The following is a 14,701-nucleotide window of genomic DNA, read 5'->3' as shown; positions in this document are numbered from 1 at the left end:
ACCGGCTGAAGAACTTCCGCGCTGTGGCCACCCGCTACGACAAACGCGCCTACATCTTCCTCGGTACCGTCACCCTGGCCGCGCTGGTCATCTGGCTCCGAACCTGATCCAAGAAACAGCTCCTAGCGGGCACATACTCACCCTCGCCCATCCGCGAGCGATGACTATCGGGGGCAACCGCGCCCAGCACGTTACAGTTCCACGCATAAGCATCGCTCGCCAGCCGCCGGAAAGCTCTTGAGCGTGTTGTGGAGCCTTCGCGGGGTGTCGGGATTAGAAGATTTGACGACACCCTCTGATGTGGCCCCGCAAGCCCTCCCGGAAACCGAACATCGAGTGACAAACCGTGACGTCGGATGGCCGGTTTCGCACGCGAATTGACGACAGGATTCCCGACAGGAAGATCGGGCTGCAACCGTTCCTGAGGAGAGCCCGGTGCAGATTGTCTACTCCCGTGTCTCCACCGCGACCCAGTCTCTGCTGCGGCAGCGCCACATCGGCCCTCGAGGAATCTGAGTGCAGAAATTGGCGGTAGCGATGATCACGGATTGCTATCACAGCTGCTGTCCTCGGGTTAGCCGTGAACGCCCGTACGGCCAGCTCAGCGAGCGGCCTTCTTCGAGGGTCAATTCCTCTGCATGAGAGCTGGCTGCTGGCCTGCGCGAATCTCTTGCAGGTCGGGGATGTGGTTGTACAGGGTGCCGACCGAGACGCCGAGCAGCTTGGCGATGGAGGTGAGCGAGCGTTCGGGGTCGGGCAGCAGGTCGCGGGCGGCCTTGAGGAGTTCGGGGGTGACGACGGTGGGGCAGCCGCCAGTGTGGCCGCGGGCATGCGCGGCGGCCAGGCCCTCGTGGGTGCCGGCCACGATGAGCTCGCGGATGAACTCGGCCAGGGCGGCGAAGACGTGGAAGACCAGCCGACCGCCGGGGGTGGTGGTGTCGAGCTTCTCGTGGAGGCTAGTGAAGCCGATCTCGCGGCGGCGCAGCTCGGCGACCATGGTGATGAGGTCGTGCAGGGAGCGGCCGTAGCGGGCCAGCTCGGGCACCACCAGTGTGTCACCGGCGGACAGGAAGGCGTGGCAGGGGTGCGGCCGGAATGCGCCGGAAACGGGCCGCCGTGGTGACAGAGGCCGGTTGATCGCTGAGGTAGCGGCCTTGTCCGCTCGGTGTTCTTTCCGGGTTATGGGTGACGTCGGTTGATCGCGTACCCGCGGGTGATGGCGGCCGGGAGCTGACCGAGACGTTCACCCCCACAGACGACGAGATGCGCTGGCTGTAGGATCCGCGATCCGATGCGCAACGTCGGCTCTTGATGCGCAGTGAATGCGCAAATCCGCCCAGTACCGGGCCGTCAGGGACGGGGCCGTTGATCTACATCCAGATCCAGCGGTGGCCGATCCAGAACTCGCCTTTCAGATCCATAGCGGCGCGGAGCTGAGCACCAGACCGACGCCACTGACCAGGAAGAACAGCGCCGCCTCGTGACGGCGCTCACGGCCGTGCCCCTGGTCCGGACGACCATTCGCGATTCAACACGTAGGACACGATCGTCGCCACGAGCACCGCGATGACCTTCGCGGTCACCGGCTCGGGCATTCCGTGCGGCTGACTGCGGACGCGCTAGGACTTGCTCAGCGATACTTACTAAGCTTTACTGAATACATGGCACGCAGGACACAGGAGCTCGGCCGCTTCACGGACGTGGCGCTGCTCGTGCTCATCAGCCTCGCCGAGGGCCAGAAACACGGCTATCGGATGATCAGCGACATCGAGGAGTTCTCGGGCACGTCGCTGGAGCCGGGCACCCTTTACGGGGCGTTGATGCGGCTGGAGGAGCGCGGCTGGATCGAGGCGGTGGAGCCGGCCGAGCGGCGCAAGCCGTACCGGATCACCGACGGAGGGCGTGACGCGCTGCGCGAGCAGCTCGCCACCCTGCGCCGGGTCGAGCAGGCGGGAGTCAGGCGAGTGGCGTGGGGGACGGCATGAGGCGGAGCATGGGGGCCGGCGTGTTGCGAGCGGCGGCGGGGGCCGTGCTGAGCCTCTACCCGAAGGCGTGGCGGGAGCGCTACGGCGAGGAGGTCGCCGACCTGGTCGCCTCGCGGCCGGTGCGGCTACGCACGGTGGCCGACCTGGCCGGCGGGGCCGGCGACGCGTGGCTGCACCACCGGCGCCTCCCCGGCACCCGGCCGCTGCGCCTGCCGCTCGCGGCGGTCCTGGTCGCAGGGGTCTATGGCCTGTGGTTGTTGTGGAACCCGGGCGTGCGCGAAATGGTCAGCCTGCATGGCGTGTGGGCCGAGGCGGTGCGTTCCGGATCGCTCGCCGGCGAGCTGCGCGGGACGGCCACGACCATGTTCGCCTCGGCGGGCGCGATGGCACTGCTGTCACTGGCGCAGCTCACCCCCGCCGTACGCACCGCCGGCAAGCGTGCTCCGCTCGGGGCGGCGGCCCGGACGGCCGGGAAGCGAGTGGTCGCGACCGGCCTGGCCATCGCCCTGCCGATCATGCTTGTCCTGATCATGTACGCCAGCCTCATGCTGGGCGCCGGCCAACCCCTCGGGCCGCTCGGCGACGCCATCACGGGCGGCTTCTTCGTGCCGCCCCTCATGGCGCTGATCCTGCCACTGCCGCTCATCGCGGCGACGTCATCCGCGCTGAGGTCCGCCGCGCGTGCCGCTGGCAAGTCGCTGACGGTGGCGGCCATCTCGAACGCGATCGCGTGGCTGGCGGTGGCGGTGCTGGTGGCCATGGGCCTCATGGAGGCGTCGCCGTGGTTCGTCACGGCGCTCGCGGCCGGCGCGGTGCTCAGCGTCGGCATGGCGGCGCTGGTCGCCAGGACCGTGCTGAGGCGGGCACCCGAGGACCCGGCCATGCTGCCCGAGCGCACACAGTTCGGCCGGGCCCCCTTCTGAACGACGCGTGGTGCCGTCAGCCGGTGCCACGCGGCTGAGCAGCGGCACGAGCCGGCAGATCATTCCCACACCTGATCTTCCGTATTCGGCTTGCGCCGCCCGAGGACGGACGCGACGGCCCGTGGTCAGATGCCGCAGCCGCCCCTGCATCGCTGTCAATGGTCTGCTTCCGCAGAGAGCAGGACGGGAACGCCTGGCCCCTCGCACCATGCTGCGAGAGCCGGTCAATATGCCTTACCTGTCAGAAGGGACCATCATGCTCTGACCTGCGAGAAGAGGTCGTCACCCCCAGATAACGATCATGGCCGGCCGATGACGCTCCTGGAGGACCACGACGCTACGTGTTCAGCGACTGCGCCCCGATCTGAGCCACTGCTCATCCAGACCTGGAAACCCGGTGCGCATCAAACCCGGATTCCGGCGTTTCCGCAGCAGCGAATGCTCACGCAAGCGCGGACCCTACACTGGCCTTGCTGGTGTGGCTGAAGTCCGGCCGGAGACATCTCGCCATCGGCATACCGCCGCCGGATGGAGCGCCGAGCGGCCAGAGGCCGTCCGTCGACAAAGGCCCTGCTCGCTGAGCTGCTTCTCTTCGGAGGCCGAGAGCGCGGCTGCGTGCAGGTCGGCGTGGTTCAGGTGAGGTCGAGGCGGGCCAGCTCCCGGCGTGACCGGATGCCGAGCTTGCGGTAGGCCCGGTAAAGGTGGTGCTCTACCGTCCGCGGGCTGAGGAACAGGTGTGTAGCGATCTCCCGGCTTGTGCTCCCGTCCCTGGCCAGACGTACGACCTGGAGTTCCTGGGGCGTGAGCCGCTCCAGCGGGTCGGCGGCCGTCGGCTGGGCTGCCAGGACGGATTCTCCTGTCGCCTTCAGCTCCGCCTCCGCCCGCGCCCGCCACGGCGCGGCCCGCAACCGCTCGAAGGTCTTCAGCGCCGCCCGCAGCGGGATGCGGGCGTCGGTGTTGCGCCGCGCCCGGCGTAGCCACTCGCCGTACACCAGCTCGGTGCGCGCCTGTTCGAAAGGCCGGTCCGCGCGCCGGTGCGCCGCCAGGGCGCGCAGATAGTCGTCCTCGTCGTCACTCAGCAGCGCGCGGCAGCGGGCGCTGACCGCCTCGGCCCATGGCTGTCTCCCGGCGCGCGCCCAGGCTTCCAGGCGGCGCAGGGGCTCCTCGGCCCGTTCGGGCTCGCCAAGCCGCACGGCCGCCTCGACCTGCTCGGCTCCGGCTGTGACCAGCATCGTCAGGTGGCGCAGCGGTCCTCGCGCCGCGGCCTCGAGCCGCTCCAGCACCCGCTCGTAGCGTCCGAGCCCCACGTCGAGCAGGCAGAGCGCGGCGAGGCCGACCATGCCGCCGGAGTCCGGCTGGTCACCGGCGAGTCGGACGCAGCGTTGCTCGTCGCCCTCGATCGCCGCCGCTCTGGCCAGCACCGAGTGCAGCCGCGGTACGCGCTGGTGCATCCCCATGTGGCGGGCCAGCTCAACGGCCTCCGCAATGCACGCCTCGGCGTCACGGTGTCTGCCGGCCTGCACGTGCACTCCGGCCAGATCCTGCAGCACCTGCGGCAGCGCCCCTACCAGGCTCTGCCGGCGCAACCGCGCCACCTCGGCGCCGGCCAGGGCGGCGGCCGCGTCGTCGTCGGCCATGACCATCGCGCAGAAGGCGGCCCACCGGATGGTGGCGCCCTCCAGAAGGGTGCCCGGTGCCTGGCCGGTGACGTCGGGCAGGGTGTGCGCGACGAACTGTGCCAGCAGGGGCAGGCCGCGCGCGTAGTCGTCGTCGACCAGGTGCGCCAGACCCTGGATCATCGGATCCTGTGTGCCCATGGCGGGCAGGCGTGCGGCCGCTCCCCGGATCACCTCCGCCTCGCCGCAGAGCCAGGCGTACCCGGCTGCCGTGCGCAGCATGGGGACGGCGCCCACCGGGTCGGCAGAGGGGCACCGTTCCATCAGGAGCCGAGCGGCCGACCGGCCCTTTCCCCGCTCGAACTCCACCGCCGCTCGTATCTCGGTCAGCGTGGCGAGGGACGTGGGATCGTCCAGCAGGTCCTCGGCCTGGCCGACGAGGCCGGCGGCGTGGTCGGCGTGGCCGGACGACAGCGCCAGCGCCGCCGCATGGCCCAGCCGGACGGCCCGGTCGCGCGGGCGCGGGGTGTAGGTCGCGGCCTGTTCCCACAGCCCGGCGGCGGCGGCGAAGGCGGCCCGGCCGCGAGCCCGTTCGGCGGCGCGCGTCAACGCCACCGCCAGGTCCTCGTCAGGTGACGTCGTGGCCGCGGCCCGGTGCCGGATCCGGCAGTCGTCGTCGGTGGCCGCGTCCGCCAGCGCCCGGTGCACGGCGATCCGCCGCGCCAGCGGCGCGCCCTGGTAGGCGGCGGTGCGGATCAGGGGATGGCGAAAGGCGATGGCCGCGGCACTCACCTCGACCAGCCCGGCCTTCTCGGCCTCCTCCAGATCTTCCGGTCCGACTCCGAGCGCGTCCGCGGCGCTCAGCAGCATCGGCAGGTCGCCACGGCCCTCGGCGGCGATCATCAACATCATGAGACGGGTCTTGTCGGGCAGCAGGGCGATGCGTGAGCGGAAGGACGCGAGCACCCGGTCGGCGACCGGGATCGGGCCGGCCGCCGCATGGTAGCGCCTCTGCTCGCAGGAGAATTCGATCAGCGCCAGCGGGTTCCCCTCGGACTCGGCGATCACTTGCTCCCGTGCCGCGGGGGTCAGGCCTCGGTGAGCCAGGACGCGTTCCGCGTCCTGCTGCGACAACCTCGACGGGCGGATCTCGGGCAGACCGGCGGCGGCGAAGCCCTCCTCCCGCGCGGCGAACAGCAGCGCCACCCTCTCCTCCGTCAGACGGCGGGCGGCGAACAGCAGCGCGTCGGCGGTGGCATGGTCGAGCCAGTGCGCGTCGTCGACCAGGCAGAGCAGCGGCCCGTCGTCGGCGAGATGGGCCAGCAGGGTCATCACGGCCAGCCCGGACAGGAACCTGTCCCGCGCGCCCGAGCCGCCCGAGCCGAGCACCGCCCGCAGGGCGTCCGCTTGTGTCCCGGGCAGCGCATCGAGGTGTTCCTGGACCGGCCAGAGCAGTTGGACGAGCCCGGCGAAGGCGAGATCCGCCTCCGTCTCGATGCCGGTGACCCGCAGGACGCGCACCCCGATGCCGGTGCAGTACTCGGCGGCCCAGTCGAGCAACGCCGATTTGCCGATGCCAGGCTCGCCGCGCAGGACGAGGCCGCCGCTGCGGCCGCCACGTGCGGCCTCCACGAGGTCCTCGATCGCGGCCTGCTCGCCCGCCCTGCCATACAGCAACCGACCATGCCTTTCGTGCGGGGATTACGTACGGCCGTGCCGTCCGGGATACGTACGCGATCCCAGTAGTCCTGTACCGAAATCTTACCGATTCGGCCCGTAGGCGCCCGTTCATACCTTCGTGGCAACGAAGACGATCCCGTGACGAGGAGGGTGACGTGAACGAGCTTCTCACGCCGGTGACCATCGGCGAGCTGGATCTTCCCAACCGCCTGATCATGGCGCCCATGACGCGCAGCCGGGCACGGGGCGGGCTGGTCGGTGAACTGACCGCCGAGTACTACGCCCAGCGCGCCGCCGCCGGTCTGATCATCACCGAGGGCACCCAGCCCTGCATGATCGGCCAGGGCTACATCGACACCCCTGGCTTGCACACGCCGGAGCAGATGGCCGCCTGGCGGGTGGTCACGGACGCGGTGCACCGGCGAGGCGGCCGCATCGCGGTCCAGATCATGCACTCCGGGCGGATCGGCCATCCCTGTCTGTATCCCGGAGGGGAGCTTCCCCTCGCTCCGTCGGCGATCTGCTCCGGAGAGCGGCTCTACACCCCCGAAGGGCTGCTGGATCATCCGACGCCGCGGGAGATGACGCTGGCCGACATCGACCAGGCCATCGAGGATTTCGCCGCCGCGGCCCGGCTGGCGATGGAGGCCGGCTTCGACGCGGTCGAACTGCACGGCGCCAGCGGCTACTTGATCCACCAGTTCCTGTCGGACAACACCAACCGGCGCACCGACGCCTACGGCGGTTCGGTGGCAGGCCGGCTCAGGTTCGCCGTGGAGGTCGTCCAGGCCGTCGCCGACGTGATCGGGCCTGGCCGTACCGGCATCCGGATCTCTCCCGGCATCTCCTACAACGGTATGAAGGAGAGTGACACGGAGATCCTCTACACGGAGCTGGCCCGCGCGCTGGCACCGTACGACTTGGCGTACGTGCACGTCTCGGAGAACGACACACGCGACGTGACCAAGCTCATCCGCGCCGAGTGGGAGGGTCCGCTCGTCCTCAACCCGCACCCGTGGAGCGGCGAGGAGCCGGCGAACCCCGCGGACGGGATCGAGGCGCTGCGCTCCGGCCTGGCCGACGCGATCTCCTTCGGCCGGCTGTGGCTGGCCAACCCCGACCTGCCCACCAGGATCGCGGCGGGCGGACCGTACACCGAGGCCGACCCGAGGACCTTCTACGGCGGCGACCACCGCGGCTACACCGACTACCCCGTGCTGTCCGTGAGCGGGGAGGACAGATGAGCAGCTCATCCCCAGCCCCCTTCACCCACGCCGGAGCGCCCGATCAGCTCGGAGCTCCGGACCGCGGGGTTCCGGCGGTCTGGCTGGCGCTGCTGGCGGGACCGCTCTCCTTCGGGATCGCCGGGCCCAGCCTCATCCTGCCGGACGCCGCCCGCGACCTCGGACTGACTCTGGGTGCCGTGACCTGGATCGTCACCGCCTTCGGCTGGGCCATCGCGATCGGCACCCCCTTGATGGCGGGCTTGCAGAGCCACCAGGGCGTACGCCGGGCCCTGCTCACCTGTGCCGCGCTGGTCGCCCTGGGCGCAGTGCTCGTGGTGAGCGTGCCCTGGCTGCCGTCGCTCGTGCTGGGCAGCGCGGCTCAAGGGCTCGGCACTGCCGGGTTCACCACGATCGCCATGAGCCTCACCCGCTCGGCGCGCTCCATGGGACTCGTCACGGCCTCGCTGGCGACGGTCGGTTCCACCGCGCCGCTGATCGCCGATCTGGCCGGAGAGCTGCTGTCCTGGCAGGCGGGCCTGGCCCTGCCCGCGCTGAGCCTGCTCGCCGTTCCCGGCGTGCTGCGCCACCGACCCGCCGACCCGGCGCCGGCCGCTCCCTTCGACCCGGTGGGTGCGGTGCTGCTGACGGCATTGGTCACCGCGCTGGTGTTCGTGCCCCACTCATGGCCGGTCGCGGGGACGGCCGCCGTGGCCGCCGGTGGCCTGCTGGCGCTGCACCTACGGTCCAGGCGCGATGGATTCGTGCCCGCCTCGATCGTCCGTGCTCCGGTGTTCCTGCTGGCGTCCGGACTGGCGTTCCTGCTGGCCGCGACCAACTTCGGCATGATCTATCTGCTGCCCGCCCTGCTCGCCGGGCAGGCGGGCTGGACCAGCGGCCAGGTGGGAGCCGCCATCCTGTGGCCGCTGATGTTCGGCGGGCTGGCCTCCTACGGGATGATCGCCGCCACCGCGAAAGCGCCGGTGAAGGCCGTTGCCGGGCTCTTCCCCGGGCTGGCGGCGGCAGGCGTGGGGCTGGCGTGCCTCAGCCTCTCGCCGGCCGTCCTCCTCATCGCCCAGGCGCTTACCTCCCTCGCCGCCGCCTCCGGACAAGGGGCGTTCGCGGCACGCGCCGCCGCCGCGGTGCCCGACGGCGCCAGATCGACGGCGATGGGCCAGTTCAACCTCTGCTACCTGCTCGGCGCCGCGTTCGGCCCCGCCATCGCCGCCGCGCTCGCTGGCTGACGTCGACGATCCGGCCCTACGAAAGGCAGCACCATGACGACGACAACAGCAACGACCGACACCCCCACCACCGCGGCGAACCGGGTCACCGTGCTCGGTCTCGGCACCATGGGATCGGCGATCGCCACAGCGTTCGTCGAGCGCGGATATCGCACAACGGTCTGGAACCGAACGGCAGGCAAGAGCGCGCCGCTGGTCGACGTCGGCGCCACCGTGGCCGCCACGGCCGCGGAGGCGGTGGCGGCCAGCCCACTCGTCGTGGTCTGTCTCCTCGACGGCGCAGCAGTCGACGAAGTGCTGGCCTCGGTCGATGACGTGGTCGCCGGCAAGGTGCTGGTGAATCTCACCAGCGGCTCACCCGCCCAGGCGCGCGCCACCGAGCGCTGGGCGGGTGAGCGCGGCGCCGAGTACCTCGACGGCAAACTCATGGGAGACCCGCCCTACGTCGGCACACCGAACTTCACCGTCCTGCTCAGTGGTTCCCGCAGCGCCTTCGACGCCCACGAGTCGGCCCTGCGGGTGTTGGGCGGCGTCGGCTACCACGGCGAGGACCCCGGCTTCGCCGCCGTGGAGTTCATGGCCCAGGTCGCCATGGGTTACGAGATGCTGATCGGCTTTCTGCACGTGCTCAAGCTGGTTCGGGCGGAAGGGGGCGATGTGACGGAGTTCGCTGAGCGCTTCGCCGGCTCGCTGGCCGTCTATCCGCCGTTGCTGACCGGGATCGCCAAGGCGGTCGCGAGCGGCGAACACCCGCCGGACCTCGGTCCGCTCCGCGTCCAGGCCGCGCTGATGGATCGCCGGATCGCCGACGGCCACGGCGAACAGGGCTTCTCGAGCCTGTTCGAGCTGCTGGCGAAGGAAGGCTGAACCGCGTTATGAGCCACCAGGACGAAACACTCCTCCTCTTCCGCAACACCATGCGAATCGCCGACGGTCACCTGGAGGAGTTCCGCGCCGCCATCGCCCGAGCCGTGGAGTTCGCCCAGCAGCACGGCCCGCAGCTGATGGTGCAGACCTTCGTGGACGAGAAGCGGATGCTCGCGCACAGCTTCCAGCTCTATCGGGACTCCGACGCGGTCCGCCTGCACTGGAAGCTCGCGGACCCGTTCATCCAGGACGTGATGAAGCACTGCCGGGTGGAGCACTTCGAGGTGTTCGGTGAGCCGGACGCCGAGGTGGCGGCGGGCCTGCGCTCGTCGCTCGGCGAGCAGACCCCGCTCACGTTCTCCCCCCGCATCGCCGGCTTCCTCCGCTTCGGCGCGGCATCTCAGGAGTAGCCGACGCGCCCGCACACCGCCCGGACGCGAAGCCGAGCTCCCCGTCGGCGTCATCCTCGCCAACGGCCGAGCGAACCTGCCGGTCAGCCAGTTCCAAGGCCGGTCCGTCACGTCAGGCACGTAGGCTGCTCGCGTTTGCTGGGATGGCGCAGTCGCGCCGATGCGTTCATGGACACACACTCGGAGGGCCGGGGCCCGGCGGCAGGGATGCGACGATGAGGTCGCACCTGGCGCCGATGGGGCAAGCACGGACTCCGGGTTCGACGGCAACGGGGTCAGAGGAGGCCGGCCTCGTGGACCAGGATCGCCGCCTGCACCCTGTTGGTGAGGCGGAGTTTGGCCAGCGCGCGGCTGACGTGTGCCTTGACGGTCGTCTCGGACATGGCCAGCTCCCGCCCGATCTGCCGGTTGGACAGGCCGCGGGCGACGGCGAGGACGACCTCGTGCTCGCGGTCGGTCAGCTCGCCGAGGAGTCGCCGGGCGTCGCCGGACCTGGAGGGGTGGCGCCGTTCGGTGAACGCGCTGATGAGCCGCCTGGTCACGGTGGGGGCGAGCATGGCGTTGCCGGCGGCGACGGTGCGGACGGCGGCCGCGCGGTCGCGGGGAGGGGTGTCCTTCAGCAGGAACCCGACGGCGCTGGCGCGCAGCGCCTCGTGGGTGATCGCCATCGTGCCGCCGGGTCGGCACGGCGATAGCTTCGAGTCAGCAGACCTCGCCGACGTCGGGGAGGCGCTCGGCACCTCGATGAGCAGTTCAGTCGCCGCTGATCAGCGCCTGGCGGGCGGCCTCGAGCACGCGGTCGGAGACCTCCGTGCCGGCGGTGGCGCGGGCGAGCACGATGGCGCCCACGAGCGTGGCCACGTCGGCGAGGCTGCCCAGTTCCCGGGCATAACGATCAACGCCTTTCGCGTACGCGTCGGCAGCGGTCCCCTGGTCATCGTGCGAGAGATCGCCCCCGAAACCTGCCGCAGGGCAGCCGTCGCCGCGCCGGTCGCGGTGCTCCGCGGACAGGTATCCCCGGACGAAGTCCTCCCGGCTCGCCGCCGCCAGGCGCTCTCCAGCCTCACCGAACGCCTGCGCCACCGCCTCGGCGACCAGCGCGTCCTTCGAGGCGAACTGCTTGTAGAAGCCGCCGTGGGTGAGCCCCACCTCGGCCATCACGTCGGCCACGCTGACCCCGGCCACGCCGCGCTCGCGGAACAGCCGGGCCGCCGTCTCGACGATCCGCTTGCGGTTCTCCCGCGCCTGCGCCTGCGACACCCGTCCCATGCCGTCAAGTATAGATGGTGTATGTCATCTATCACCTTGCTCAATTTAGATGTCAGGCGTAATCTAACCGGCATGGACCTCACGACTTCCGTAGCCCTCGTCACCGGCGCCAACCGCGGTCTCGGCCGCGTCCTCGCCGCGCAACTGCTCGAGCGCGGCGCCAAGGTGTACGCCGGCACCCGCAACCCGTCCGCCGTCGACCTCCCGGGCGCTTTCCCCCTGCAGCTCGACGTCACCGATCCGGCCTCGGTCGAGCGTGCTGCCAAGGCGGCCCCCGACGTCACCCTGCTGATCAACAACGCCGGCTCCAGCACCGGCCAGTCCCTGGTCCACGGCGACCTCGACCGGATCCGCCTTGAGATGGAGACGCACTACTTCGGCACACTCGGCGTGACCCGCGCCTTCGCCCCGCTCATCGAGGCGAACGGCGGCGGCGCGATCCTCAACGTGCTCTCCGTGCTCTCCTGGCTGCACCCGGGCGGGGCCGGCGCCTACAGCGCCGCGAAGGCGGCCGCCTGGGCGCTCACCAACGCCGTACGCGACGAGCTCGCCCCGCGCGGCATCGCCGTCTCCGCCCTGCACGTGGCCTACATGGACACCGACATGGCCGCCCACGTCCCGGCCGAGCAGAAGACCGACCCGGCGATCGTGGCCGCGCTCGCCCTCGACGGCATCGCCACCGGGGCCCGCGAGATCCTCGCCGACGACGTGACCCGCCAGGTGAAGGCCGGCCTCGCGGCCTGAGATCCCGTCCCTTTCGCCGGGCGAGATGGAAAGCCGGGCGGATCGCTTTCCGGCGCGACGGCCTGGAGGAGGCTGCGATCGTAGAGCGGCGGCGCCGGCCGGCTGAGCGCCGGCGAGTACTGCGACAACCCCCGGCGGCCGGGTGGGCCGCTGGAACCTGGCCCCTCGCCGGCGGCGAGCCCGCCGAGCCGTACGCCATGGTCCAGCCCAAGATCCAGGGCGCGCTCTCCCAGGGCGACACCTGGTACCTCAGCCGGACCGGCGGCTCCGCCGCCGCAACGGCAAGCTGCTGGTCCACCGCGGCGGCCAGTTCCAGACCAGCCCGTTGCCCATCGACCCCGAGACCTCACCGCCGAAGGACAGCGCGTTGGCCACGAACGCGCCGGGCAGCAGCGCCATCAGGCCCACCGGGATCACGCGGGTCCATCCGTCGCCGGCGGAGCGCGTGACGTGCACGGTCCACACGAACGCGAGCAGTCCGGCGACGAACACCATGCCGGTGACGGTGTCGAGCGTCTGGACGCCTTCCTGAACCCTGTCGCCGACATCACGGCGCCGACGCTCCAGGCGACGGCTCCGGCGGCCAGCAGGAGACCGGAGATCCTGGTCCGGGTCGGGCTCGAGCGGGAGTGAGCCACGACGGGCTCGTGCGGATCGACGTTGTTGGGCGCGACGTGGCTGGACATGATGCTCCTCGGGTGCGCGGGTCGGTGGCAGCACTTTCCCGCCGGAGCGCCCCGGGCGCCCAGGGAGCACGGCCACGCACGCGGTCGGATGTACCCGGCCCGATCAGGGACCGCTGTCCCGGGCGGACGGGGAATTTCCCGGGAGCCCCGGTGAGGTCGGTCAGACAGGGGCTTTCGGGGTCCCCGCGGAACAAAAGCCGTCATGTGCCACCAGTCGGCCCGGCACACCCACCTGGCCTAGGAGGCGAGCGATCTCTGGCAGGCCGGCGCCGTCATGGTCGAGGGCAGGTCTCGCGATAGGGCGCACCCGTGACGTATCGCGCCCACTCCGTCCTGCTCAACGGGTTCCCGGCCCGGGCGCACACCGCCGCCGCGACCGCGCCCGGCTCGACGAGCTGCTCGCGTATCGTCCCGTTACCGTCGAGCACCAGCACCCTCGAACCGTCGGCGGCAAAGGCCAGGGCCCGCACCCCGTCCTGGTTGGCGTCGGCCAGCACACCCAGCGATGCCTTTCCCGCCAAGTCGAACAGCTGCACCCGGTCGTCCCGGGTGACCGCCGCGACGACGTCCTCGCGAGGTGATCTGACCGCGTACCCGCTGAGTTTCCCGCTGATCGCCTCCCCGGCCGGGCGGCGGGTGGCCACGTCGTAGACGGTCAGGCGCCCGCGCGAGTCCACGATGGCCAGCGACCGGCCGTCCCGGGTGAAGACCGCGTCGGTGAGCGTGATGCCCTGGCCCGCGCCGCCGAACGGGCCGCCGATCGGCCGGCCGGAAGCGGCGTCGTAGAGGCGCTCGGCGTCGGTGGCGACCGCCAGCGTCCTGCCGTCCGGCGCGAACTCCACGTCCTGAGCCCGGCGCACGTCGTCTGACCACAGCAGGCGGCGGGCCTTCCAGTCCCACATCGCCAGCGAGTACGTGCGGGCGGCGCCATCCTCCGGCCCCTCCACCACCGTGGCCAGCCGTGTCCCGTCCGGGCTGAACGCCACATGTTCGGTGGTGGTGAAGGTGTCAGGGGTCAGCCTGGCCAGCTCCCGCCGGGCGTTCACGTCCAGCACGGAGATCGTCCGGGAGCCGCCGACGGCCGCCAGGCGCCCGTCCTGGCTGAGGGCGAGCGCGGTCGGCCCATCGTCGTCGGCCCGGCGCTGAAGGATCTCACCCGGCCCGCCTGGCGTCATCATGTGGACCTCTTCACGGCCGTCGGTCTTGGCCCCCAGCAGGCGTCCCGGAGTCAGCGCGGCCTCCGCCCAGGACGTCCCCCCTGAGGCCGGCGACAGGTCGGCGAGGTTCACGGTGATGACCCGGTCCACCATGAGGTAGCGCAGGACGCGGCCGTCGAAGGCGACCTGGGGGATGGCACCCTGGGCCAGGGTCTCATCCGACAGGCCCTCAGGAAGCGTCACCTTGGTGAGGAAGTGGCCTTCCCGCATCCACACCTGGATGTCGTCGCGGGTAGCCGTGGCGAGCAGCCGCCCGTCGGCGGAAACGGCGGCCCGCGGTGACGGCGGCGCGCAGGCTCGGGCCCGCGACGTACTCACTGACGATGTACGGCCTGGCCCCCTCCAGCCGGGCCTCGATGACCCGCGCCGTGCAGAACGACGCCACCCGCTGGGCCGCCGCGGCCTCCTTGGCCAGCTGGCCGGCGGCCTGGTCGCTGTGCAGCACCTTGATCGCGACGCGGGCGCCGTCCTCCGCGTACCCCTCGTAGACCACCCCCTGGCCGCCCGCGCCGAGCCGCCCGGCCAGCCAGTACGTTCCCAGGTACTGAGGGTCCCCGTCGATCAATGGCTCCACGGAGCGTTGGATGTGTGGTCAGCCGGGAAAGTTTGCGTCTTCCGCGTTGCGCGCCAAGGCTCTGTCCCGCGCCGCCAGGACAGGAAGCCGTCGTCGAGAGGGCGGGCGTCGCAGCCGTGCTCGCGCAGCAGGCGCACCGCCTCGGGGGAGGCGAACACAAGGCGGAACAACAGCGAGAGGCCGAGGCGAGACGGCAGCTTTCGGCGGCTCTTGAAGAGGACCGACGTCGATTCTTGGCAACTGAGGAAGGGCAGCGGATCCTG

The 14,701-nt window shown here is 71.1% G+C and carries 13 protein-coding genes and 2 pseudogenes; 8 read left to right on the top strand and 7 right to left on the bottom strand.

The genetic code is table 11. From position 1 onward, the window contains the following. Positions 1-107 (top strand): annotated as a pseudogene (locus ACBR40_RS09320) (IS5/IS1182 family transposase); the annotation flags it as partial. Between the two features lie 518 nt (positions 108-625). Here ACBR40_RS09320 and ACBR40_RS09315 read toward each other — a convergent pair. Beyond that, positions 626-1,069: a recombinase family protein gene (locus ACBR40_RS09315; protein WP_371248362.1), complete on the bottom strand. Its 444-nt coding sequence runs from the start codon at positions 1,067-1,069 to the stop codon at positions 626-628. A gap of 592 nt (positions 1,070-1,661) precedes the next feature. On the opposite strand from ACBR40_RS09315, the gene ACBR40_RS09310 reads away from it, so the two are divergent. Continuing rightward, positions 1,662-1,985 (top strand): PadR family transcriptional regulator, encoded by a 324-nt coding sequence (locus ACBR40_RS09310; protein ID WP_189136638.1) that lies wholly within the window; start codon positions 1,662-1,664, stop codon positions 1,983-1,985. Further along, the gene (locus ACBR40_RS09305) at positions 1,982-2,908 is read left to right on the top strand and encodes a hypothetical protein (protein ID WP_371248331.1); all 927 of its coding nucleotides are present in this window, start codon (positions 1,982-1,984) and stop codon (positions 2,906-2,908) included. Before ACBR40_RS09310 ends, ACBR40_RS09305 begins: the two co-directional genes overlap by 4 nt. 632 nt (positions 2,909-3,540) lie before the next feature. On the opposite strand, the gene ACBR40_RS09300 is transcribed toward ACBR40_RS09305, so the two are convergent. After that, the gene (locus tag ACBR40_RS09300) at positions 3,541-6,201 is read right to left on the bottom strand and encodes an AAA family ATPase (protein ID WP_371248330.1); all 2,661 of its coding nucleotides are present in this window, start codon (positions 6,199-6,201) and stop codon (positions 3,541-3,543) included. A 158-nt stretch (positions 6,202-6,359) separates the two neighbouring features. Between ACBR40_RS09300 and ACBR40_RS09295 the strand changes: the two genes are divergently transcribed. Genes ACBR40_RS09295 through ACBR40_RS09280 form a run of 4 tightly spaced genes read left to right on the top strand, consistent with a single transcriptional unit; the run spans position 6,360 to position 9,948 of the window. Further along, complete coding sequence (locus ACBR40_RS09295) at positions 6,360-7,448, top strand: alkene reductase (RefSeq protein WP_371248328.1); 1,089 nt, start codon at positions 6,360-6,362, stop codon at positions 7,446-7,448. Continuing rightward, a complete protein-coding gene (locus ACBR40_RS09290) occupies positions 7,445-8,671 on the top strand; it encodes an MFS transporter (RefSeq protein ID WP_371248326.1) in 1,227 nt (408 codons plus the stop codon). Before ACBR40_RS09295 ends, ACBR40_RS09290 begins: the two co-directional genes overlap by 4 nt. Before the next feature lie 33 nt (positions 8,672-8,704). Beyond that, positions 8,705-9,538 (top strand): NAD(P)-dependent oxidoreductase, encoded by an 834-nt coding sequence (locus ACBR40_RS09285; RefSeq protein WP_371248325.1) that lies wholly within the window; start codon positions 8,705-8,707, stop codon positions 9,536-9,538. A gap of 8 nt (positions 9,539-9,546) precedes the next feature. Beyond that, the gene (locus ACBR40_RS09280) at positions 9,547-9,948 is read left to right on the top strand and encodes a hypothetical protein (protein ID WP_371248324.1); all 402 of its coding nucleotides are present in this window, start codon (positions 9,547-9,549) and stop codon (positions 9,946-9,948) included. Between the two features lie 275 nt (positions 9,949-10,223). Here ACBR40_RS09280 and ACBR40_RS09275 read toward each other — a convergent pair. Further along, positions 10,224-10,604 (bottom strand): annotated as a pseudogene (locus ACBR40_RS09275) (LuxR C-terminal-related transcriptional regulator); the annotation flags it as partial. A 97-nt stretch (positions 10,605-10,701) separates the two neighbouring features. After that, on the bottom strand, positions 10,702-11,217 hold the full coding sequence (locus ACBR40_RS09270; RefSeq protein ID WP_371248322.1) for a TetR/AcrR family transcriptional regulator: 516 nt from the start codon (positions 11,215-11,217) through the stop codon (positions 10,702-10,704). A 72-nt stretch (positions 11,218-11,289) separates the two neighbouring features. On the opposite strand from ACBR40_RS09270, the gene ACBR40_RS09265 reads away from it, so the two are divergent. Then, a complete protein-coding gene (locus tag ACBR40_RS09265; protein WP_371248321.1) occupies positions 11,290-11,961 on the top strand; it encodes an SDR family oxidoreductase in 672 nt (223 codons plus the stop codon). A gap of 249 nt (positions 11,962-12,210) precedes the next feature. Here the strand turns inward: ACBR40_RS09265 and ACBR40_RS09260 are convergent, their stop codons facing one another. The 3 genes from ACBR40_RS09260 to ACBR40_RS09250 form a co-directional block, all read right to left on the bottom strand. After that, the gene (locus ACBR40_RS09260; RefSeq protein ID WP_371248320.1) at positions 12,211-12,456 is read right to left on the bottom strand and encodes a hypothetical protein; all 246 of its coding nucleotides are present in this window, start codon (positions 12,454-12,456) and stop codon (positions 12,211-12,213) included. Positions 12,457-12,919: 463 nt separating this feature from the next. Beyond that, the gene (locus ACBR40_RS09255; RefSeq protein ID WP_371248319.1) at positions 12,920-14,074 is read right to left on the bottom strand and encodes a WD40 repeat domain-containing protein; all 1,155 of its coding nucleotides are present in this window, start codon (positions 14,072-14,074) and stop codon (positions 12,920-12,922) included. Then, positions 14,034-14,438: a hypothetical protein gene (locus ACBR40_RS09250; protein ID WP_371248318.1), complete on the bottom strand. Its 405-nt coding sequence runs from the start codon at positions 14,436-14,438 to the stop codon at positions 14,034-14,036. The genes ACBR40_RS09255 and ACBR40_RS09250 overlap by 41 nt, the downstream gene beginning before the upstream one ends. Positions 14,439-14,701: the final 263 nt, after the last annotated feature.

Source organism: Nonomuraea sp. AD125B, from assembly GCF_041402765.1.
In the GTDB taxonomy this organism is placed as follows: Bacteria; Actinomycetota; Actinomycetes; order Streptosporangiales; family Streptosporangiaceae; genus Nonomuraea; species Nonomuraea bangladeshensis.
Note: the sequence above shows the minus strand (reverse complement) of the source record. Positions and strands in the feature narration are given on the sequence as shown.